The 19729-nt window shown below is 51.5% G+C and carries 20 protein-coding genes; 9 read left to right on the forward strand and 11 right to left on the reverse strand.

The window, feature by feature from the left end:
* Positions 1–7 precede the first annotated feature (7 nt).
* Both IX84_RS07125 and IX84_RS07130 read right to left on the reverse strand, forming a co-directional pair.
* On the reverse strand, positions 8–628 hold the full coding sequence (locus IX84_RS07125; RefSeq protein WP_044218081.1) for an SRPBCC family protein: 621 nt from the start codon (positions 626–628) through the stop codon (positions 8–10).
* A gap of 47 nt (positions 629–675) precedes the next feature.
* Entirely contained in the window at positions 676–1494 is an 819-nt protein-coding gene (locus tag IX84_RS07130) for a hypothetical protein (RefSeq protein WP_052515843.1), read from the reverse strand.
* Positions 1495–1538: 44 nt separating this feature from the next.
* Here IX84_RS07130 and IX84_RS07135 point away from each other — a divergent pair, with 44 nt between their 5' ends.
* From IX84_RS07135 to IX84_RS07150, 4 genes are all read left to right on the forward strand, one after another.
* A complete protein-coding gene (locus IX84_RS07135; protein ID WP_044218084.1) occupies positions 1539–2216 on the forward strand; it encodes a Uma2 family endonuclease in 678 nt (225 codons plus the stop codon).
* 272 nt (positions 2217–2488) lie between these two features.
* Entirely contained in the window at positions 2489–5038 is a 2550-nt protein-coding gene (locus IX84_RS07140) for a T9SS type A sorting domain-containing protein (RefSeq protein ID WP_081968654.1), read from the forward strand.
* Positions 5039–5135: 97 nt separating this feature from the next.
* A complete protein-coding gene (locus IX84_RS07145; protein ID WP_152604949.1) occupies positions 5136–5516 on the forward strand; it encodes a hypothetical protein in 381 nt (126 codons plus the stop codon).
* A gap of 36 nt (positions 5517–5552) precedes the next feature.
* A complete protein-coding gene (locus IX84_RS07150) occupies positions 5553–8114 on the forward strand; it encodes a TonB-dependent receptor domain-containing protein (protein ID WP_044218091.1) in 2562 nt (853 codons plus the stop codon).
* Positions 8115–8205: 91 nt separating this feature from the next.
* Here IX84_RS07150 and IX84_RS07155 read toward each other — a convergent pair whose 3' ends face one another.
* The 3 genes from IX84_RS07155 to IX84_RS07165 form a co-directional block, all read right to left on the reverse strand.
* Positions 8206–9192 carry a lytic transglycosylase domain-containing protein gene (locus tag IX84_RS07155; RefSeq protein WP_052515844.1) on the reverse strand — a complete coding sequence of 329 codons (987 nt, stop codon included), beginning with the start codon at positions 9190–9192 and terminating at the stop codon, positions 8206–8208.
* 183 nt (positions 9193–9375) lie between these two features.
* Positions 9376–10461: a DUF4837 family protein gene (locus IX84_RS07160; RefSeq protein ID WP_081968655.1), complete on the reverse strand. Its 1086-nt coding sequence runs from the start codon at positions 10459–10461 to the stop codon at positions 9376–9378.
* 105 nt (positions 10462–10566) lie between these two features.
* Entirely contained in the window at positions 10567–11052 is a 486-nt protein-coding gene (locus IX84_RS07165) for a hypothetical protein (RefSeq protein WP_044218095.1), read from the reverse strand.
* A 98-nt stretch (positions 11053–11150) separates the two neighbouring features.
* Here IX84_RS07165 and IX84_RS07170 point away from each other — a divergent pair, with 98 nt between their 5' ends.
* Complete coding sequence (locus IX84_RS07170) at positions 11151–11477, forward strand: hypothetical protein (RefSeq protein ID WP_052515845.1); 327 nt, start codon at positions 11151–11153, stop codon at positions 11475–11477.
* 68 nt (positions 11478–11545) lie between these two features.
* On the opposite strand, the gene IX84_RS07175 is transcribed toward IX84_RS07170, so the two are convergent.
* The 3 genes from IX84_RS07175 to IX84_RS07185 form a co-directional block, all read right to left on the reverse strand.
* Complete coding sequence (locus IX84_RS07175; RefSeq protein ID WP_044218098.1) at positions 11546–12517, reverse strand: AAA family ATPase; 972 nt, start codon at positions 12515–12517, stop codon at positions 11546–11548.
* A 104-nt stretch (positions 12518–12621) separates the two neighbouring features.
* Positions 12622–13332, reverse strand: a complete 711-nt coding sequence (locus tag IX84_RS07180) for a M15 family metallopeptidase (RefSeq protein WP_072013647.1) — start codon at positions 13330–13332, stop codon at positions 12622–12624.
* Positions 13333–13392: 60 nt separating this feature from the next.
* Positions 13393–14424 (reverse strand): serine hydrolase domain-containing protein, encoded by a 1032-nt coding sequence (locus IX84_RS07185; RefSeq protein WP_044218100.1) that lies wholly within the window; start codon positions 14422–14424, stop codon positions 13393–13395.
* Between the two features lie 170 nt (positions 14425–14594).
* On the opposite strand from IX84_RS07185, the gene IX84_RS07190 reads away from it, so the two are divergent.
* The 4 genes from IX84_RS07190 (at position 14595) to IX84_RS07205 (ending at position 17222) form a co-directional block, all read left to right on the forward strand.
* Positions 14595–14846 (forward strand): hypothetical protein, encoded by a 252-nt coding sequence (locus IX84_RS07190; RefSeq protein ID WP_044218102.1) that lies wholly within the window; start codon positions 14595–14597, stop codon positions 14844–14846.
* Between the two features lie 146 nt (positions 14847–14992).
* Entirely contained in the window at positions 14993–15859 is an 867-nt protein-coding gene (locus tag IX84_RS07195; protein ID WP_202965217.1) for a glycoside hydrolase family 16 protein, read from the forward strand.
* An 85-nt stretch (positions 15860–15944) separates the two neighbouring features.
* Positions 15945–16445 carry a hypothetical protein gene (locus IX84_RS07200; RefSeq protein WP_052515846.1) on the forward strand — a complete coding sequence of 167 codons (501 nt, stop codon included), beginning with the start codon at positions 15945–15947 and terminating at the stop codon, positions 16443–16445.
* Between the two features lie 120 nt (positions 16446–16565).
* Positions 16566–17222 carry an RluA family pseudouridine synthase gene (locus IX84_RS07205; protein WP_052515847.1) on the forward strand — a complete coding sequence of 219 codons (657 nt, stop codon included), beginning with the start codon at positions 16566–16568 and terminating at the stop codon, positions 17220–17222.
* Positions 17223–17552: 330 nt separating this feature from the next.
* Here IX84_RS07205 and IX84_RS07210 read toward each other — a convergent pair whose 3' ends face one another.
* Genes IX84_RS07210 through IX84_RS07220 form a run of 3 tightly spaced genes read right to left on the reverse strand, consistent with a single transcriptional unit; the run spans position 17553 to position 19729 of the window.
* On the reverse strand, positions 17553–17879 hold the full coding sequence (locus IX84_RS07210) for a type II toxin-antitoxin system RelE/ParE family toxin (protein WP_044218108.1): 327 nt from the start codon (positions 17877–17879) through the stop codon (positions 17553–17555).
* Positions 17873–18130 carry a hypothetical protein gene (locus IX84_RS07215; RefSeq protein WP_044218111.1) on the reverse strand — a complete coding sequence of 86 codons (258 nt, stop codon included), beginning with the start codon at positions 18128–18130 and terminating at the stop codon, positions 17873–17875. The genes IX84_RS07210 and IX84_RS07215 overlap by 7 nt, the downstream gene beginning before the upstream one ends.
* Positions 18131–18190: 60 nt before the next feature.
* Positions 18191–19729, reverse strand: a complete 1539-nt coding sequence (locus IX84_RS07220) for a RagB/SusD family nutrient uptake outer membrane protein (RefSeq protein ID WP_044218114.1) — start codon at positions 19727–19729, stop codon at positions 18191–18193.

The following is a 19729-nucleotide window of genomic DNA, read 5'->3' on the forward strand; positions in this document are numbered from 1 at the left end:
ACAGGGATTAGCCTTTTTCCGCCACCTCCCGGAAGCCCTCCATGGTACGCATCATATTGGAGCGCACGATGGGGTCGGTGATAAAGCGCGGCAGGGAAGAGGCCTTCGTCGTCTGTATAAAATAGCGGACCTCAGTGTAGCCATTGGCCTGCTTTTCAAATTCCCAGCGCCCGGACAATCCAGTGATGCGCTCAATCCCATCTTTGATGGGGTATTGCTTCAGTGCTACGGACTCAAACTGAATGGTGGTACTGCCAGCAGCACTGCCGGTTTGCCGGTAAGCTATGGTACAGTCATGGTCGCGTGCCGGCCAGGGCAGCCCGTAGTGCACGTAGGCGTACCAGTGGCGCTCATGTTGCCCGGGGAAAGACCGGACCTCATCCACCCGGCGCATCCACTTTTCAGCTTGTTGCTCTTCGCGCAGGGTACGCAGTAAGGTGAGGGTTAGGGCTTTTACTTTCAGTACGGTTTTGAGTTCGCGGTAGGCGTTGCCTTCGACCGTTTTGTGCCAGCGTTCGTAGAGTTGGATACCGCTTTCTTCATCAACAAGCTCAAAGGAAGAAGTTGGGACAACGGCAGGCGTGGCCCAGGCAAGGCTACAGCTGAAAAGGAGGAGTAGAAAAGACATAAAACAGATTGAATGAAAAAATTAAGGTACGGTTTTTACCGCCTAATTCACAATTGAATGTGGATGTGGTCGTCGTGACGAACCGCTGCACAACCGTGGAAGCGGACCTTTTTCTGCCCTTCCAGCCCTAATCTCGTTTTCAAATGAGGCTCCAGGAAGATTTTGCCTATTGCAGGATGCCGCGCCAGGCGGAGGAGCAGCTGCTGGTTTAGTGAAGCCGAAAAATCAAGATTCTTGTCTTGCGGGACAAGGCGGGATAATAAACTGTACTGCCAATAACCCCGACCCTCACAATTCGCTGGCTGATCATGCTCGCCTGCTTTTGGTGCTTCAAGGTAGCCGTAGCCGAGCCAGGAAGGGCTGCCGGACAGGAGCTGGCCCGTTGCCGGCTTTTCATAAATAAAGGCCAGGTCCAATTTGCCGCCGTCATCGTGGCTGCGGTGGGGCAGTAGCGGGAAACCATCGAAAAACGGAAAGTTGGCATCCAAATAAAATAAGGTAACGGAAGTATCCATTTGATTGGCGACATCCAATGTGGCTTTGAGCAATGCCGGTTTGACATAGTGCCGGTTGGCTATTACAAAGAAATAGTTGGCTGGCTTGAGGGCCGCTTCGGAAAAGACCGGCAAAGGCACCCGCCCGTTCAATCGGGCAAGGGGAGGCACAAGCAGCAGGCTGCCGATAGTATAAACAGTGGCAAACGCGATCAGGCGGTACCCACGCGAACGCCACTTGCCAGGTACCCGCTGGCTGATTGGCCACCGGATGGGCTGATAGAGCAGGTAGAGCCCCCCTCCGACCTGGGTGAATACGGTAAGGATGAGGAAGAGGGCGGCCCGGCGCAGGAACGTTTTGATAATACTCAACGTTAAAATATTTGCTTATCTTGATAATGTAAATTACAAACCCTATGGTCGAATCGAATATTGTGGATGAACTCATGCAAAGCCCGGAAGCCCCAATCATTGCTTCTGAACTTCAGCAACGTTTACGCAAGGAACAAGAAAAGCGCCAGGCTTTTTATGATTCTCTTTCAGCAGAAGAAAACAAAGTGGAGTTCATTAATGGAGAGATCGTGGTACAGTCTCCTGTAAAAAGGCATCATGGTCTCATCAGTGGTAACATTTATTCGATGATTAAGACTTTTGTGATAAAAAACGGATTGGGGGAAGTATTTTTCGAGAAAGCCATGATACGCCTCACCCGCAATGACTACGAACCGGATATCTGTTACTTTGACACTGCACAAGTCGCTGAATTCAACGAAGAGACCAGCTTGTTCCCGGCTCCACGACTGGTGGTGGAAGTGCTCTCCCCAAAGACAGAGGCTCGTGACCGGGGCGTCAAATTTCAGGATTACGCTTACCACGGTATACCCGAATACTGGATCGTCGATCCCAGGGAGCGGACTTTAGAACAATACCTGTTGCCCCAGGGCGATACGACCTACCAGCTTCACAAAAAATCGAATAACGGGGACGTAGAAGTGCAAGCCCTGCCAGGTCTAAGCCTACCCATTCCTGCCTTTTTTGATGAGCGGAAGGCGCAGGCGGAAGTGGAACGCTTACTAACTGCAACACCTAAGTAGATGGTTCAGGAGGTTACCCGGCGTTTCCCCGCTGGAAGTCCTCCCAGGTAATCGTTGCCTCAGGCTGGGAAAATGGTGCAGATGTGTCTACAACGCGGTACTGGAAGCCGCCCTGCCCTCGATCGCTCTTTTGTAATACATCATTTGCGCATTTGGCTGACATAACTGGAGCAAGAATTGCCAAAAGCTTGCATTATTGCTATTTTGAGTACCAAAACCTACGTCACCAAAGGTTTTGTGCAGCTACGCAAAGCCACAGAAAACCATCAACTATGCGTCACCTATACCTATCCCTGCTCTGTTCCTTTCTTGTTCCTCATCTTGCTTTTGCTCAACCTTTCACAGAAGTTTTACCTCCCAAAATGATTGGCGGCGTCACTGAAGGGCAGGCCCTGTTTCTCGATGTGGATAATGACGGGGATATGGATTTGCTCTTCAATGGCTTATTAACGGAAACCCAACTCTATATCAATGATGGTACAGGCCATTTGACTGAGGATACGGAGATCCCCTTCACGGATGTAATTTGGGGCAGCATTGCGCATGCCGACGTGGACGGGGATGATGATCAGGATGTTTTTATTTCCGGACAGGCCGGAGGCGCTTCAAGGGTTTCCGAGCTGTATATCAATGATGGAGTGGGCGGCTTTTCCAAGTCGGCAGAAAATACATTCAAAGGGGTTGCCGGCAGTTCTGTATTTTTCGGGGATATAGATCAGGATGGGGACCAGGACCTCCTGGTTTCCGGAAAAGACACCTTGAACAACTATTCTAATCTGGTTTATCAAAACGACGGGACCGGTATCTTCAGTCCACTAAGCACCTCCTTTGAAAGTATGGAAAGCTGGGCTGTGGCCCTATGCGATATTGACAACGATGACAATCTCGACGTGCTGATCAGCAATAGCCAGGGAAGTGCCTTGTTTACCAATGATGGCACCGGTCAGTTTAATGAGGATTCGATGGCCCTTTTTCCAGGCATTTTGTACAGCCGGTTAGCTTTTTCAGATCTGGACAACGATGGAGATGTGGATTTTTTGATCTCCGGTACTAATTCCGCAGGAGATAAAGAATCCAGATTATACACCAATACCGGGAGCGGGCAGTTTGAAGTACTTCAGAACTCACCCTTTGAAGACTGGCGTGCTTATGCAGCGACTTTCTTTGACGCAGATGGCGATGGAGACCACGACCTCTTGATTGGAGGGATCAACGGGGCATCGGAATCCGTCACCACATTATTCCTTTACGAAGAAAACGAAGGCTTCACCGAGATGCCTGCCATAGGCAAGGGAGCTGATATACTAGCCACTGCAGATATCACGGGAGACAGCACCATTGATGTATTCATAGGTGGCAACGGTAGTGAAACTGGAGACCTGGAACCCTTTTCGGATCTATTCACGAATGATGGTACAGGCCAATTGATCAAAATCCCGTCCTCCTTATTTGAGCAGGCAGGCTCTAACGCTATGGAGTTTGCAGATTTTGACGGCGATGGAGACAAAGATTTGATACTGACAGGGTGTGAGGGAGCCTCCTTGGCAGGAATCTACTTAAACGATGGCACCGGCCATTTTTCACTGCAGGCGGATATGCCTTTATCTGGCATCTGCAATGGTGATTTGAAGGTATCCGATTTCGATATGGATGGCGATCAGGATGTCTTCCTGATTGGTAACATAAGCGGTCAGACCTCTGTCGCAAAGATGTACATCAACGATGGATCCGGGAACTTTGGGGAGCTGTCAGATACGCCTTTTACTGGCTTGGCTTACTCTACCGTGACTAGCTCAGACGTAGATGGAGACGGGGATGAGGATATGCTTATCACCGGGGAAAACAGCTTGTACTTACCCGTTACAATATTCTATAGGAACGATGGCGGTGGGAGCTACACTGAAATAACAGATGTCCCTTTCGAAGGGGTGGATAGAGGTGACGCACAATTTTTCGATATTGACAATGACGGAGATCAGGACCTCTTGATTTCAGGGCGGACGTCCTTAGCTATTGATGGCCGAATATCAAAATTGTATAAAAACGACGGAGCAGGTCATTTCACCCTTCTTGACAACACTCCATTTGCGCCCGTATACCAAAGTGCTATGGATTTCTCAGATATCGATAACGATGGGGATCAGGACCTACTCATAGCAGGGACGAATGCTGACTATCCATTTGGCATATCCAAATTATACAGGAACGACGGCACCGGCCACTTCACAGAAGTCCAGGATACCCCTTTCAAAGGGGTTAAATCCGGGTCAGTGGTTTTTGCTGATGTAGATAATGATGGCGATGAAGACCTGTTGCTTACCGGCACCTATGGACTACCGCCCAACCCAACGACAGATTTGTACCTCAATGATGGAATGGGGAATTTTGAAGAATATCCGTACCCACCTTTTGAAGATGTAAATTACGGCGTTGCCAAAGCTGCAGACATTGATGGCGATGGAGACCTTGACGTCATGGTTACTGGCCTGAATATGTCCGGTAAACCCATCTCCAAACTCTATATAAATAACAGCTCTCCCACAGGGACCTCTGAAAAAACAGATACAGCAATTGACTTTCTCCTCTTCCCCAACCCGGCACTTAGCGGGAAGGTGACACTGGCCTTCAAAGGCGGAGGCACTGAACAGGCTATGGTCAATATGCTGGACCTTCAAGGCAGACTGCTCCGGCAGTATAGGGTTCCCGATGGAAGTGCCTCCCGCGAAGCAATGCTTAATCTTGACGGGCTTCCGGCAGGGATTTACCTGGTTCAATTAATTGCAGGAGGTAAAGCAGGCGTGCAAAAGCTGGTGAAATGGTAAGCAAGGGCAGCCCAGGCCAGGATCCTGTATCCCATACTGTTGTCGCTGTGCAGGTCGGCACTTGCCTCCCACCCCAATTATCCATACCTTTGCACCTGTGAAAAGCACATTCGCCATACTACTCGCCATATTCGTGACCTGGTCTGCCCTGCAGCCTTGTCAGGACGGGCACGTGCCGGAAGAAACCCGGGAAGCTTGTCCGATGGTAGTGGCGAATAGTAACGCTCATCACTGCTGTGCCGCGGAAGCCCCACCAAAGGAAGCGTCCGATGGATGTGGTGATGAGCACGGTGCAGACGGATGCAGCACCTTTTGTTCCTGTCAGTGCTGCGGTACCATCTTTTTACAAATCTTACCTGAGCACCGCGCTGTCGAATGGTCCCCCATTGCACGCGCCGAGCTCGCCTACCTGCCCGAAACCGGGCGCGAATCCCCACAACTCATCTGGCAGCCGCCGCCCTTTGGTCTTGACGCCTAAGCACCAATTTTCTAATTGTCAAGACTAAAATTTCTTATGAATAAGCTTTCCAAAGGACTGCCGGGCATTGCCCTGTTGGTCCTCCTTACCACCCATCTGCAAGCGCAGGCCGGTGACACCCTTCAGCTTTGGGTAGACGGCATCTGCGGCATGTGCAAAGACCGTATTGAAGATGCGGTCTACCAGGTACCCGGTGTGGCTTTCGCCGACTGGGACGTAGCTTCCCGCACCCTTACCATTACCCAAAGCCCTGAGCCTCTGGATGAAAACCAATTGCACCAGCAAATCGCCAGCGTTGGGCATGATACCCGCCGTATCAAAGCTACAGATGACGCCTACGAGGCCCTCCACGGCTGCTGCAAATACCGGGATGCGGCCATCGTGGCACAGCATGAAGGCGGAAAATTAAAAGAAGAAGAACATCACGACCATCTCCATGGGTACGTTTACGAGCGGGGCAAAGGCCAAAAACGCATTCCCCTTGTTGGCGCTAATGTGCGCTGGCTGGGCAGCCCGGAAGGAGCGGTTACCAATGCCGATGGGTTCTTTGAGCTCGAAGGCGCAGACGAATACGGGCAGCTCATTGTCAGCTACGTGGGCTTTGCTACGGATACCGTTACCATTAATCAGGAAGGCACGGTTCAACTGGTACTCGCCGATGCTGTGAATTTGAATACAGTAGAGGTTACCCGCCGCCGCCGCTCTACCGAGGTGTCCTTTATCGACCCTGTTAAAGTGCAGCGCATTGGTGAAGACGAACTGGCGAAAGCTGCCTGCTGCAACCTCAGCGAGAGCTTTGAGACCACGCCTTCGGTGGATGTAGGCTTCACGGATGCTGTGACGGGCACCCGGCAGATCCAAATGCTCGGGCTGGCCAGCCCTTATGTACAAATTACCCGGGAAAACATGCCGGATGTGCGCGGGTTGGCTTCCATGCACGGTATGGAGTATACCCCGGGCGCCTGGATTGACGGCATCATGCTGAATATGGGTACCGGTTCTGTTGTGAACGGGTACGAAGCCATTGCCGGGCAGATCAACGTAGAGCTCCATAAGCCGGAGGAGGGCGAACGCCTCTACCTCAACCTGTTTGCCAACGCCATGCAGCGTTTTGAGGGTAACCTCAGCCTGCGCCACTCGCTGAGCAAAAATGCGCATACCGGGCTGCTCCTCCACGGCAAGCACCAAAAGGGCCGGTTCGACCAAAACGGGGATGGCTTTCTGGACAATCCGCTCTCGGAAGCCCTGATAGGTGTACACCGCTGGCGTTTTATGGGCAAAAATGGCTGGATGGGGCAGTTTGGCATTAAAGGGACCCTCCTGGAATCAACCGGTGGGCAGTTCGACTTCGAACGGGGACAGTCCGAGGATACCGACCTTTGGGGATCCACCCACGATGCCCGCCGTGCTGAAGCCTGGGTAAAGGTGGGAAAGGTATTCCCCAACCGCCCCTACGCGAGCATGGGGCTACAGCTCTCCGGCAATATCCACCATCAGGAATCTACCTTCGGCAACCGGTCCTACGATGGCGATCAGGAAAGCTTCTATGCCAACTGGATTTACAAAACCATCATCACTGACACCCGCCACCAAATCAAAACGGGGGCAAGCTGGCAATGGGACCACTACGATGAGGTCTTCGAAGGACGGGTCTTTGACCGCATCGAATCGGTACCCGGCGTATTCGGGGAGTACACCTGGACCGGACGGGAAGATTTTACGCTGGTCGCCGGCTTACGGGCGGACTACCACAATCTTTTTGGCGCTTTCGTGACGCCCCGCCTTCACCTCAAGTACAACTTTAGCGAAACGGCGGTCTTGCGCGCCATTGCCGGCCGTGGACAGCGTACCGCCAACATCCTGATTGAGCAGATCGGCGCGATGGCTTCCAACCGGAACTTCATCATTGAGGGAGGTGACTCTAATCTGCCCTACGGGCTGGAACAGGAAATCGCGTGGAATTTCGGGCTTAACTACGCTCAGGAGTTCATCTGGGGCGGGCGGCAGGCTCTGCTGAGCCTTGATGCCTACCACACCCGCTTTCAGCAACAGATTGTAGCCGACTTTGATGCCCATCCGCAAGCTTTATTCTTTTACAATCTGGATGGAAACTCCTTTTCTAACAGCCTGCAGGCCCAACTCGATTACGAACTCTTCACCCGCTTTGATGTACGCCTGGCCTACCGCTTCAATGATGTGCGCGTGGACTACCGCAGCGAGCAGTTGCAAAAGCCGCTGATCGCCCGCAACCGCGCCTTCCTCAACACGGCCTACGAAACGGAGAGCGGCTGGGCATTTGATGCCACTCTCAACTGGCAGGGGCAAAAACGCCTGCCCAATACCACGGCTAATCCTGAGGAGTACCAATTGGAGGCCACATCGCCCGACTTTTTCCTGCTGAGCGGGCAGATCACTAAATCCTGGAAAGACGGGTTGTTTGAGCTCTACCTGGGTGGGGAGAATCTCCTCAATTTCCGGCAGGACAACCCCATTCTGGGCAGCAATGACCCCTTCGGCAACTACTTCGATGCCTCTATGGTGTGGGGGCCCATCTTTGGCCGCAACCTGTATGCCGGTATGCGGTACAAGATTCAGTAAGCTAATTTTAAAGCCCCCGTATGCACTTACATAATGGCATACGGGGGCTTTATTTATACAGAGAGGGCAAGCCAACTCACAGTCGATATACTTACCCACCGGTTGCAGCACGACGCTTCCACTGGGAATCCAGCACTGCTATCGCATAGTCGGTACCAACCTTACGGCTTTCCTTATCAATATACCGGGCAAAATAAGGCAGCGCCTGCTCGGGCAAAATGAGATAGTGCGGCGTTTTCTGCCTCGGAGCGTAGTCGCCCAAATAGCCAGGATTGAGTGCCCGGAGCCAGGGAAGGCTGACTTCACAGTAGCGTGCGATTTCATCCAGTTCCACACTGTGGTGTATGCGGAAGACCCGGAAATGATCGGCATGGAATTGATGCTGCTTGGGTTGGAGGCCATGTTGTTCAAAAAATTCGCCTACATAGATGGTTGCAATTAGGCGGGGCAGGTACCGGCGGGTCTGTAGGGGCAGCTTGTGCTCGATATCCCAAAAGGAAGAACAGCCGGTTTGCTGTTGGGCCTGCCTGACTCTGCCGGGGCCACAGTTGTAAGCCGCAAGTGCGAGCGCCCAATCGTCGAATTGCCGGTACAACCGACTGAGGTAGCGCATTGCCGTTTCAGTAGACTGGTAAGGGCTGCGCCGCTCATCGATGTACCCGTTGATATGTAGCCCAAGCCCTGTAGCTGTGCCCGGCATAAACTGCCAGAGCCCAACTGCCCCTGCCGCAGATTCTACAGCAGGGTGGAGGCGAGACTCCAACAAGGGAATGTACTTCAATTCTTCAGGTAACTGATATACCTTGAGGTAATGTTCAATGATGGGAAAGTACTGTGGCGTACGCCCCAGCATGGCTTCGGCTTCCCGCCTACCGGTACGCAGGTAGCTCGATAGCTCCTCCTGTACCTGTGCATTATAGTGCACCTCAAAGGGCCATTGATCCTGAACACAAAGCAGCCGGTAAGGGATATCGTGAGTGACGACCTCTTTCCAATCAGACTGCTCTGCCTGGCTTACTAACGAACTAAGCAGGCAGCCGGTCAATAACATATTATGGATGAATGTTGGGGTTTTCATACACTGAGGTTTAGTTTTCAGGAAGGTTATACGGAGCAACACTAAAATCGTTACCCGATACCCGGTATTTCCCTAAAACAAACCACTAATAATCAAGCCATTAAACCAACCCTGGAACGCCAGAACCCTTACCTGTACTGTTCTAACGCAGTATGCACGTCCGCCAGATCACCGAGCTGTTTTTTATTGAAACTTAATGGTGTGGATCACATAGTCCAACTGCTCCATAAAGTCCCGCTTATCCTCTCCGGGGGCGTGCAGGAACCCATCTACAAAAAGCAATTCGCCCTTGTTGGGGTTCAGAATCAGATAACTGATAAAGGAACCGCCCATGAAGTCATTGACAATTTCCCAAACCCCCCGGCCTTCAACTGCATAATTACCATTTACTTTGGTGGTATTGAAAATCACGGGCAGGTCCTCGTCATTCACCTGCATGTAGGTATCCTCAATAGTAGAAGAGACATACTTCTTACCCAGGGAGTCCCGCATGGCGATCAGGTTTTCCTTGCTCAGCTGTTCCTGATCTTCATACTTCACCTTGCGCAGCATGATATTGCTGGAGGTCTTGTCCGTCTCCTTTCGCATCCATATCACTTCCCCATCGTTGATGGCCATGAAGTAATCAGAAGGCATCCGGATACTTATTCCTATAGATTCCTTTACTTCATTGATCAGGTTATTATTGACGCCATTCAGGTAAGCGTAGGACTCCAGCTTTTTCTCATCGAATTTATTGACCCGTTTCTTGATAGCCGGGTAATTTTCCTTGAGTACCTTGATCAGGTCCTGATTGGAATAAGCAAACTGATAAAGCAGTAGCTGCCCCTTGGCCCACTTGTCCCGGCCGGCAGCGTTGTTTTTCGTGATGTCGCCCCGGGCACTCTCGCTCATTTCTTCGCCAATATCCTTTCGAATCATCTGTGCGGTAGGAGAGTCTTCATCAGAAAGGTTGCCGACCAACATATACGTACGCAGCTCTTTTCGCAGCGGGTCCTTTTTTAGCTCAAGCGGCGTGAAGTGGCGCAGATCGAAGACAGGCTCCGGCTGTGGCAGCAGTGGGTAAGCGGAAGAATAGTAATAGCGTATCGTGTCACCTACCGGGCTCTCCCAAAGCTCATCATCCATGACGATCACAATCTCGTTGAGTTGCCCAAAAGCAGTAGGGATGGCTTTCATGCTCCGCTGCACATCCTCCGAACAGCTCTGTAAGGTAGACAGAAGAAGCAGCAGCATTGCAAAAGCCAGAATTCTCAGATATATTTTCATAAAAAAGTCTGTATTTACGGAATCGCTAATAAAGGTAAAATATTAATCATTGGATTCGTAAAACAGATGCTTTCCAGTCAAGTTTTGGCGTGCCTGCCGCCCAACTTATGCCTTCGCTTCCCGCTCGCGCAGGATTTGGGCTACCGCTTCCGGGTCTTTGCAACTGATGAAAAATTTTTGACCGTCCTTCAGGTGCAGCCGTATGCCTGAACCCGGCTTGACACAAAACATACGCTCGCCCACGTGCACGCCCCAGCCACTGAGCTGTACGGAAAGTGGCAGGTTGAGGACTTCACAGCGATCTACTTCCTCCCAGTAAATTTTCTGCTTCTTGCGGTGTACGGGAAAGTACTGGAATTTGATCTTCTCCGCATCCACTTTGACCAGCAGGCGGATGGAGAGCAGGTAAGCCAGTGCCCCCCCAAGCAGCAAGAGCGCCAATACGCCTTTCCAGAAATAGGCTTCCGGCCGGACATCCGAAAGCACCGTGGATTCGTAAATGTTGTAAATCGTAAATATCATTAACAGTACCAGTGGCAGCAGGATTTCCCACCGGCGAAAACGCTGTACCTCTTTATGTTGATTTGGCATAATAACTTTAAGTTTACTTTTAATTAACGCTGAGTTAACATAAGGTCAAACAAGTATACCCGGAGAGAAGTTCCCTGCCACCTTCAAAATTCTCTGCCATGACTATACTGTACACTTATCTGACCGCCATCGTACTCAGCAGCTCCCCTTCCCTAAGCGTGCCCGTCACTCTGGAAAACAACAGCGCAGAGGCACAAGCCATCACGCTCATTTGGTACAGTCCTCTCCGCTTTGGCAATAGCACGGAACAGCTGACGGTAGCCCCGGGCGCGCAAATCACCCGCCGCTATGCTGTAGGTACAAAGCTCTACCTCGCTTCGGAAGCAGAAACCAGCATCGTAATGGGCGGTGGGCGAATTGACGATCTGGAGCCCTTTCTAAAGGTAAGCCCGAAATCCAGGAAAGCAGTTTATCCGCTATTCTGAAATGGCAACGCCCCGGCTCTCCTAAACTGGAAAACCGGGGCGTTGTTTGCTGTCGCGAAGGTTCAGGCTTAGAACAAGCCCTCGATGACCTTCTCTTCCGTAATCCCTTCCGCTTCGGCTTTGTAATTGCGAACGATACGGTGGCGCAGTACGTACTTGGCAATTGCCCTTACGTCTTCAATATCCGGAGAGTACTTGCCATGAATGGCAGCGTGGCACTTCGCGCCCAGCACCAGGTATTGAGAGGCACGCGGCCCGGCTCCCCAGGAGATGTAGTTGTTCACCGCGTCGGATGCACGTTCGGTATTGGGGCGGGTTTTGGTAGCCAGTGATACCGCATACTCCAGCACATTATCAGCAATGGGCACTTTGCGGATGAGCTGCTGATAGTGCAGAATTTGCTCACTGGTAAGCACATGCCTGAGCTCGTAGTTTTGGACCGTAGTGGTGCCCTTTACTACATTGATTTCCTCTTCATAGGAAGGGTAGTCAAGTGGGATGTTGAACATAAAACGGTCCAGCTGCGCCTCGGGCAGTGGGTAAGTACCTTCCTGCTCTATCGGGTTTTGCGTAGCCAGTACGAAAAACGGTGCAGGCAGCTTATGGCGCACCCCGCTTACGGTTACAGAGCGTTCCTGCATGGCTTCCAGCAGGGCTGCCTGTGTTTTAGGTGGCGTACGGTTGATCTCATCCGCCAGCACGATATTGGCAAACAGCGGACCAGGCGTGAACTTAAAATGACGGTCTTCATCCAGAATTTCTGAGCCGGTAATATCAGAAGGCATCAGGTCAGGCGTAAACTGAATACGCTTAAAGTCGAGGTCAAGCACTTCGGCAATGGTACTCACCAGCAGTGTCTTCGCCAGTCCGGGCACCCCAACCAGCAGGCTGTGGCCATTGCTGAAAAGTGAAATAATGACTGCCCGGACCACATCTTCCTGCCCGATAATCACTTTACCAATTTCCTTCCTGAGCTCTTCGTAAGAAGCCGCTAAATTGTCGATCGCTTTAGCTTCCGACTGAAATTCTGTATTTGCCATTCGTTGATATTAGTTTTGATCGTCTATGCGTGCAGTTTGGGCAGCGCAAGTTACAGAACAGGCGAAAATAAACTTTCTTTTTACAGCCGAAAGCGCTTACCTGTTCAATAACACTTCCATAACATATCGGAAAGCGCATAGTTTTTACCGCTCAGGGAAAAGTGCCACCATTCAGTGGTGATGGGGTGAAAGCCTTCACTGAGCATAGCGTCCCGCAGGGTAGCCCGGTTGGCGAGCACACTGTCCGGCAGGTTGGTGTAGGACGGATGGGCCTCGGGGCCAAAAAAGTCAAACGGCGTCCCCATTTCCAGCTCCTCCCCCTGCGCATTGACCAGGGTGAGGTCTACGGCAGCACCGCGATTGTGCATAGAGCCTTCCCGTGGGTCAGCTACGTAGCGTGGGTCGGGCACTTTTTCCCAGAGCTTCCACTGAATAGGCCGGGGGCGGAAGCAGTCCAGTAACTTCAGGGCCAGCCCTTGTTTTTGAAGACGCTGATGTATCCTTACCACCGCCTTGGCGACCTCAGGCCGCAGGAAGCAACGGCTGCAATCGTACATTTTTTCCTCCACAAAATTCTCCGTGGTCGCATACTTCATATCGATAACGATGCTGCTGTCGAGGCGGGCGACTTCTGTCCACGCTGCGGTATCGTAATCGGGCGGCGGTGGCGGCAGCGGTTTTTGGGCAGCCGGTTGGGGCATGGATGACAGCGTATCGGTGGCTACTTCAGCCGCTTCCTGCCCGGCATCAGGAGCGGACTGACAGGCAAAAAGCCCAAGCATTGCCCAAAAGTAAAAAAGCAGTTTTAATCGCATAATGATGTATCTTGGTGGATAATGAATTCAGCCTGAGATGAAAGCTATTTACCTCACAATTTACTTGTTCCTACGCAGTATCTTCAAAACCCGGCCATAAACGATATCCGCTAAGCCCCAGTTGTAGCCCTCAAAGTCGGTTGGGCCCGTAAACTGTACCACCACCGCATCAATATCCCTGTGGTACCTGGCAATACTCTGATAGCCGGGGATCAGCCCGGTATGTTCGTAAACGTAAATCGACGAATAAATTTCCTGCTCTTCACCATCAAAGACAGACCCGTCGTTTAGCGCCCTCAAAAAGATGCCGACATCCTCGGCTGTGGCGAGCATGCCCATGTCTTCTCCTTTTAAATCATGAGGATAGCCCACATAATAACCACTCATCACCCGGTCAGGATCAACGTCACTGACTGATGCAAACGTATTTTTCAGATTGAGTCGGTTCAGGATGGCTTTCTGAATAAACTGAAAGTGGGGATAGCCCAGCACTTTGTCCATCAGTTCCCCCAGCAGCAGGTAATTGGTATTGCTGTATTCATAGCTGGTACCGGGTTCGAAACTAGCGGGCAGGTCGAGCACGAGCTCCAGGTTTTCCTCGTTGGTTTCCTTTGGGGCCATCCAGTAGTTAGGCGTATTGGTGTAATTGGGAATACCGCTGCGGTGCTGCACCAGCATAGACAGCGTCACTTTGTCGGCATACTTCATTCGCCCGACCAGTTCAGGAAAGTAATCGGCAAGGGTTTTATCCAAAGATAAACGGCCATCGTGCACCAATTTGGTGATGGCTACAGCGGTATACAGCTTACTGATGCTGGCTATTTTAAATAAAGCTTCCGGATAAGCAGGGATGTTTTTTTTGGGATCGTGCCAGCCCGCTGCGTGAAATGCCGGAGGCTGCCCCGCCTGATCTATGTAAACGATGACCCCGTCGAACCCGTGGTCAAGGGCGTCTTCCACCTGCTCTTGTACCGTATCGGGCAGCGGCTTTAACCACGCTTTAAGCATAGGCCAGGGCACGAAGTACAAAGAGATGATTGTCCCGATGAGCAGGGCGATTCTGATGATCTGCGTTTTCCGGTCTGTAGGCATATGCGAGGCTTAGGGCTGGTTTTGGGAGGGATAAAGGTACGGCCTTTTGAGGTGATATGGAATTCCTGTACCTTCAGAGAAGCGAACGCTGCTGCTGAGAGGAGTATCGATGATCACACCAAAGCTGCTCAAATGAGAGATATGTCTTATAAACGCACCCTTATACCGGTTTGCGGCTTAGCCTTGATGCTACTGTATGGTTTGTAAACTTCTTCTCCTTCGCTTACAACAAGAATATCAAAGCGATCAGCTTCATCAATGAAGACTGGACTCAATTGAACATTGAAGGGATAGCCGCCTGGCAGGACAGCCGGCTGCAGAACAACCCACAGGTTGCAAAGGCCTGGTTTAAAGAAACCAGTAAAGACCGGTATTTGAAACAGTCGGAGGCGCTTTTTGAGCAGTTGGGGTACCAAAAGTGAGCGGGCAGTAGCGAATGGCTTTAGGTAAAATGCATCATCAGAAGCATGGTGCCGGGTTAGGGTAGCCCTGCCAGACTTTTACAATCATGCTTAAGAATTACCATATAAGTGGTACCTTGTATAACTCCAATCAAAAGGATATAAAAATGAGACTCCTTTCAACAATGGCACTGCTGACCCTTATGCAGCTGATTTTCAGTTGCCAGAACAGCAACCCAAAAAACAATACCACTCCAACCATGTCTGACGAAACCTGGGAAGTCGACTTTCAAGACCATTTCGAGACTTTCAATCCCGATAACTGGCAAGACCAACGTATTTGGGTGAACAATGAAAACCACTGCTATGTACCCGATGGGGAGCATCGTACCCGTGAAGTCAGCGATGGTACGCTGAAGCTCAGGGTCGTTAACATCGGAGAAAAACGCCCCTGTGACAATTTTGATAAACACGGCAATCAGCATCCTCCTACCGAGTATGTAGCCGGCCGGATTTGCTCCAAAAACCGAAAGGAGTTTATCAAAGGCAGGTGGACTGCCCGTTTGAAGTTATCCAGCAACGGGGAAGCCAGTATGTTCCCGGCATGGTGGCTGCTGGGCGCTCAAAATGATGAGCCCCCGGTACAGGAGGAAGACGAAAATGTCTGCTGGCCACTGACCGGGTCCGGCGAAATCGACATCTTTGAGCACCATGGTGACCATATGAAAGACGAGTTTACCACAGGCGCTATCGTTAGCCTTGGGGAGTGCGACAAAGGCGACTGGGAAAGCATGCGCAGAAACTTCCCGGTCACCCTGAATGAATTCCACGAGTATTCTGTCGAATGGGAAGGGAGCGACCTGGTCTACCGCCTGGATGGCAAGGAAGTGTACCGCAACGAAGGGGAAGGCGACAAATACCCGGAGCCGATGTTTGCCATTCTGAACTACGCCAAAATCACCGACTCGCCTATGACGGGCGAATGGGTGATGGAAGTGGACTGGGTAAAGCATGAGAGGCGAAAGAATCAGTAGTTCCTGACTGCTTCAATCCTTATCGGCTTTCAGTAAGCTACAAATCGTGTACCTCTCCTGGTGTTAAACTTTAAATTATGATCGCATGAGAAAAACTATTGCCTTCGCCTTAATTTGTTCTGGCTTATTGTCCTGCAGTGAAAGCTCCGAGCCTGCCGACCAGCAAAAGAACCCAATCGACAGCCAGCAGATACAGCATGATATAGAGACGGTAAAAAGCCTGGTCATACAGTCCTTCGAAGACATCTGGTCTGACCTCGACACCCAAAAGATTGGTGTGCACCATACCCTAGACTTCATGCTCCTCGAGAATGGCGTAGTTTGGAACAACGATTCCGTAGCCCATTATTTAATCAAAGAGCAGGAAAGAATGGAAGCCCAACAATATCAGAGGCTGAACCGTTTTGATTTCCTGAAGTCCGAACACCATGAGCACACCATTTGGGTGGCTTATCACAACTACGGTACGTGGGTAAAGGGCCAGGATACTCTGGGCACTGCTCACTGGCTGGAAAGCGCTATCGCCATAAGAGACGAGGGCAGGTGGAAGCTTCAGCAACTGCACTCCACGAGAGTCCGGAAGTAATGTCCTGATAAAGAAAAATGACCAGTCAGCAACTGGGGAAACCTTGATAAAGATAGTGGCTACATAACACTCAGAGCTTGTTTGCAGCCAGGGGCATAAAGCAGACTTAAAACGATTATTTTGCAAATACACATCATAAAAGAAACTAAAGACTGGATGGTCATCAGCAAGCCGGCCGGTATTCAGGTAGAGCGTAATCCCTTTGGCCCATCGGTAGAGTCCCTGGTCTATGCGCACCTGGAAGCAGAGCGCCGCAACCCCTACGTGGGAATTGTGCACCGGCTGGACCGGGTAACGACCGGCGTCGTGCTCGTTGCCAAGCACAGAAGCGTCCTGCGGAAGCTCAACCGGCAGTTTGTGGAGAAAGACGTGCGCAAGACCTACCTCGCTGCGGTCAGCCAGCCCCCACCATCTGAGCAGGGCACCCTCCACCACTGGCTCGAAAAAGACCGGGCTGCAAAGCGGGCCATTGTGCATAAAGAGCCGATCGGCAAAGCACGGGAATGCCTGCTCAACTACAAAGTCCTGACTACAACTTCGGACAACCGAACCCTTCTGGAATTAGAACCCCTCACGGGCCGCTACCATCAAATCCGGGCACAGCTGGCCTTCGAAGGTTGCCCGGTAGCTGGTGATGTCCACTATGGTGCCGCTCAGCCCTATCAGGACCACCACATCATGCTGCATGCCTGGAAACTGGAGTTCTTCGACGAGCGGAAGAAGGACCGCCGGTTGGTGGAAGCGCCACTCCCGGAATGGGCAGAAGCCTTAAAGTAGAAAAAGCAGTGGCACAAATTGCACCACTGCATCGATTAAGCAAAATCTTCACAATAGCAATTTTGCTTAGCATCGGACCGGCGCGCTCCTAACTGCCGGTGCCGAAAGATTCACACAAAATGCACGCGCTTTGGAAAAGCGGGCGTTTCACTCCTTACATTCTGACTTACGGTATTCTTTGGAAGGTTGGATCACATCAATGGAAAAAACACGCTTTTTCCTGCGTGCGGCTATCCGCAAAAGCCCAATGCGGTAGATAGAGGTACTTCTATAGAATTGATTCGTGGAACTGAGTGAAACGGGTTTTACGAACTAACAAACCTCTGCCTGTTAACCCTTTATTTTTTTGATCGTCACCTCTTTGCTTCGGCTGCTATGGACGACCTCAACAACAGCGACCATCAACTCTTCATAGTCAATAGAAAAGATAATTCTAAAATCCCATTGAAGGGCTCTGCGGTAAATTTGCTGGTCATCACAGAGATAATGTTCTTTTTCGTGAGATTCGGGAAAATGAGCTAAACTCTTGATGGTTTTTGCTATAGCTTTTCGTACTTCAGCTGCAATCTGAGCAGATTGTTTTTCTTTTATTCGATCGCTTATACGGCGCAGGCTGTCCTGAGCCAATGGAGTCACAACAACCTTATAGGTTACCATGATTCCATTTCTTTCTCAAGTGCTTCTATGGTAAGATACTCACCGTGCTTTATGCCTTCCAGTTGTGCTTTAAAGCGCTGCTTAGCTACACTGGCATAGAGCGGTGCACCATCTGCATCATAGCCAATAACCGGATCTTCATGCTCATTGATATAAGTATTCAGCATGGAGTGTACCACCTTTAAAAAGCGCTCGTCTTCCACCTGCTCCAGGTAGGACAAAATTTCACCCTTAATTTCTACAGCACTCATAAGCATTGTTTTACGCTTAAAGATAACGGTTTTAGTGCATAATCTGTTCCATATAGCTGACTAATAGAAAAAACGTTCTATTCCCTGCGGGTCCTGCTCACCCCCAAAACTGTATTCCTCCATACCATTAATGCGCAGCTCAGAAGCAGGCACTGGTAGTTGTGCCGGTGTACCCAATTGCAGGCCGCCCAGGGCCGTCACCTCGGTGGAGGCTTCGCGGGGGCGCATCCGTCGGCGGTCGAGCCAAAGACTGGCTGGGGCCGTATTGAACAGCTCGATGGCGCGCTCGTAGAGCAGGGCTTCTTCCACTTCAAAATAGGAGGCCGTAGCAGTAAGGGGCGGCAAATTGCCCCGGGAGGTACGGGAACCACCGTCGATCACACTGGCAGCGGCAGCAGTTTGGCTGGTGCGAAGGAGCGCTTCTGCCCGGAGCAGTTCATTATCGGCTTTGAGAAAAGCAGGCATAGGACCGGTGAGGCCATCACCGAACAAGCCAGGCTGGCTCAGCTGACGTTTATGCTGATAGTGCGAAAAGTGCCACTCCCCCCGATCGGCGGGGAATCCCACCACCGGGCTATACACAAAGTCGGAAGTCAGGCGGGCATCCCCGGAGGTCGCCTGTGTCTCTGACAGCGGGGCTTCTCCATTGGCTTCTACTTGCGGGTAGCGGGCGGGTTGATTGGAGTCGAAGGCAGCCACCAGGCGTTGGTCGAGGCGCGCCCAGAAAGGGCCGGCTTCCGTATCAGCAAGGGTATACTGCTGATAGCTTGTCCACTGATTACCATTGGCGATGGGGGCGAAGTCAAAAGTCAGCCCCTGCTCCGCGTGTTGGAGGACAGCCTGCCAATTGGTCGTCTCATTTTCATCTAAGGTGCGGGCGGCTTGCGCCAAAAAACGGGCAGCGTAGCTGTGGGCGAGCTCTGCGAAAGTACTCCCGTCCAGTGGCAGCCCGTTGAAGTAGTTGTGGATGAAGTCGATACCATTCGCCTCAGCCAATTGAATGGCGGCTTCCAGTTCCTCTACTGCCCGGGCATTAACCATCGTGTAGGGCAGAAATTCAATCGTGCCGCCCAGCTTGGTATTCTCATCCACTACCGGCGCCTGATCAAACCAAAGCGATAAATAGCCCCAGCTCAGTCCACGCAGCGCATAGGCGGCTGCCCGTACCGACTGATCCTGCGGGCCGTTCTGATCAATGCTCACACCTTGCGACAGGGCATTCAGCACATCATTCGCATCGGCCACCGCCTGCAGGCACCCGTACCAGGGTACTTCCACAATCGCCCGGTAATCCAGCGGCTCGGAATTGAGGTTACGGTAGGAAAGGCGTGGTTCCTGCCCCATGGCAGCCGCACCAAAGTCATCCCAGGGCAGGGCAAAGGCATCCGCGGTAACACCGAGTGCCACAGCGGACTCCGGGCTATGGATGCTGCCCCACCAGACGGCATAGCCGCGGCGCAGGGCTTCCTGCAAATCCGTGCCTTTGCTGATCACCTGCTGCCCATCGGGCGTAAGTTGAGGTGCATTGTCCAGCGACTCACAGGACCAAAGCCCGGCCAACAGCACCGTTAGAACGGAAAAGGTAAATTTACGTAGCAT

It is taken from the genome of Phaeodactylibacter xiamenensis (assembly GCF_000759025.1).
Lineage (GTDB): Bacteria > Bacteroidota > Bacteroidia > Chitinophagales > Saprospiraceae > Phaeodactylibacter > Phaeodactylibacter xiamenensis.

Coding starts and splice junctions, on each gene's coding strand:
- IX84_RS07125 (WP_044218081.1), bottom strand. CDS start 628: ATGTCTTTTCTACTCCTCCTTTTCAGCTGTAGCCTTGCCTGGGCCACG.
- IX84_RS07135 (WP_044218084.1), top strand. CDS start 1,539: ATGGTCGAATCGAATATTGTGGATGAACTCATGCAAAGCCCGGAAGCC.
- IX84_RS07140 (WP_081968654.1), top strand. CDS start 2,489: ATGCGTCACCTATACCTATCCCTGCTCTGTTCCTTTCTTGTTCCTCAT.
- IX84_RS07150 (WP_044218091.1), top strand. CDS start 5,553: ATGAATAAGCTTTCCAAAGGACTGCCGGGCATTGCCCTGTTGGTCCTC.
- IX84_RS07155 (WP_052515844.1), bottom strand. CDS start 9,192: ATGAAAACCCCAACATTCATCCATAATATGTTATTGACCGGCTGCCTG.
- IX84_RS07160 (WP_081968655.1), bottom strand. CDS start 10,461: ATGAAAATATATCTGAGAATTCTGGCTTTTGCAATGCTGCTGCTTCTT.
- IX84_RS07165 (WP_044218095.1), bottom strand. CDS start 11,052: ATGCCAAATCAACATAAAGAGGTACAGCGTTTTCGCCGGTGGGAAATC.
- IX84_RS07170 (WP_052515845.1), top strand. CDS start 11,151: ATGACTATACTGTACACTTATCTGACCGCCATCGTACTCAGCAGCTCC.
- IX84_RS07175 (WP_044218098.1), bottom strand. CDS start 12,517: ATGGCAAATACAGAATTTCAGTCGGAAGCTAAAGCGATCGACAATTTA.
- IX84_RS07180 (WP_072013647.1), bottom strand. CDS start 13,332: ATGCGATTAAAACTGCTTTTTTACTTTTGGGCAATGCTTGGGCTTTTT.
- IX84_RS07185 (WP_044218100.1), bottom strand. CDS start 14,424: ATGCCTACAGACCGGAAAACGCAGATCATCAGAATCGCCCTGCTCATC.
- IX84_RS07195 (WP_202965217.1), top strand. CDS start 14,993: ATGAGACTCCTTTCAACAATGGCACTGCTGACCCTTATGCAGCTGATT.
- IX84_RS07200 (WP_052515846.1), top strand. CDS start 15,945: ATGAGAAAAACTATTGCCTTCGCCTTAATTTGTTCTGGCTTATTGTCC.
- IX84_RS07210 (WP_044218108.1), bottom strand. CDS start 17,879: ATGGTAACCTATAAGGTTGTTGTGACTCCATTGGCTCAGGACAGCCTG.
- IX84_RS07215 (WP_044218111.1), bottom strand. CDS start 18,130: ATGAGTGCTGTAGAAATTAAGGGTGAAATTTTGTCCTACCTGGAGCAG.
- IX84_RS07220 (WP_044218114.1), bottom strand. CDS start 19,729: ATGCTACGTAAATTTACCTTTTCCGTTCTAACGGTGCTGTTGGCCGGG.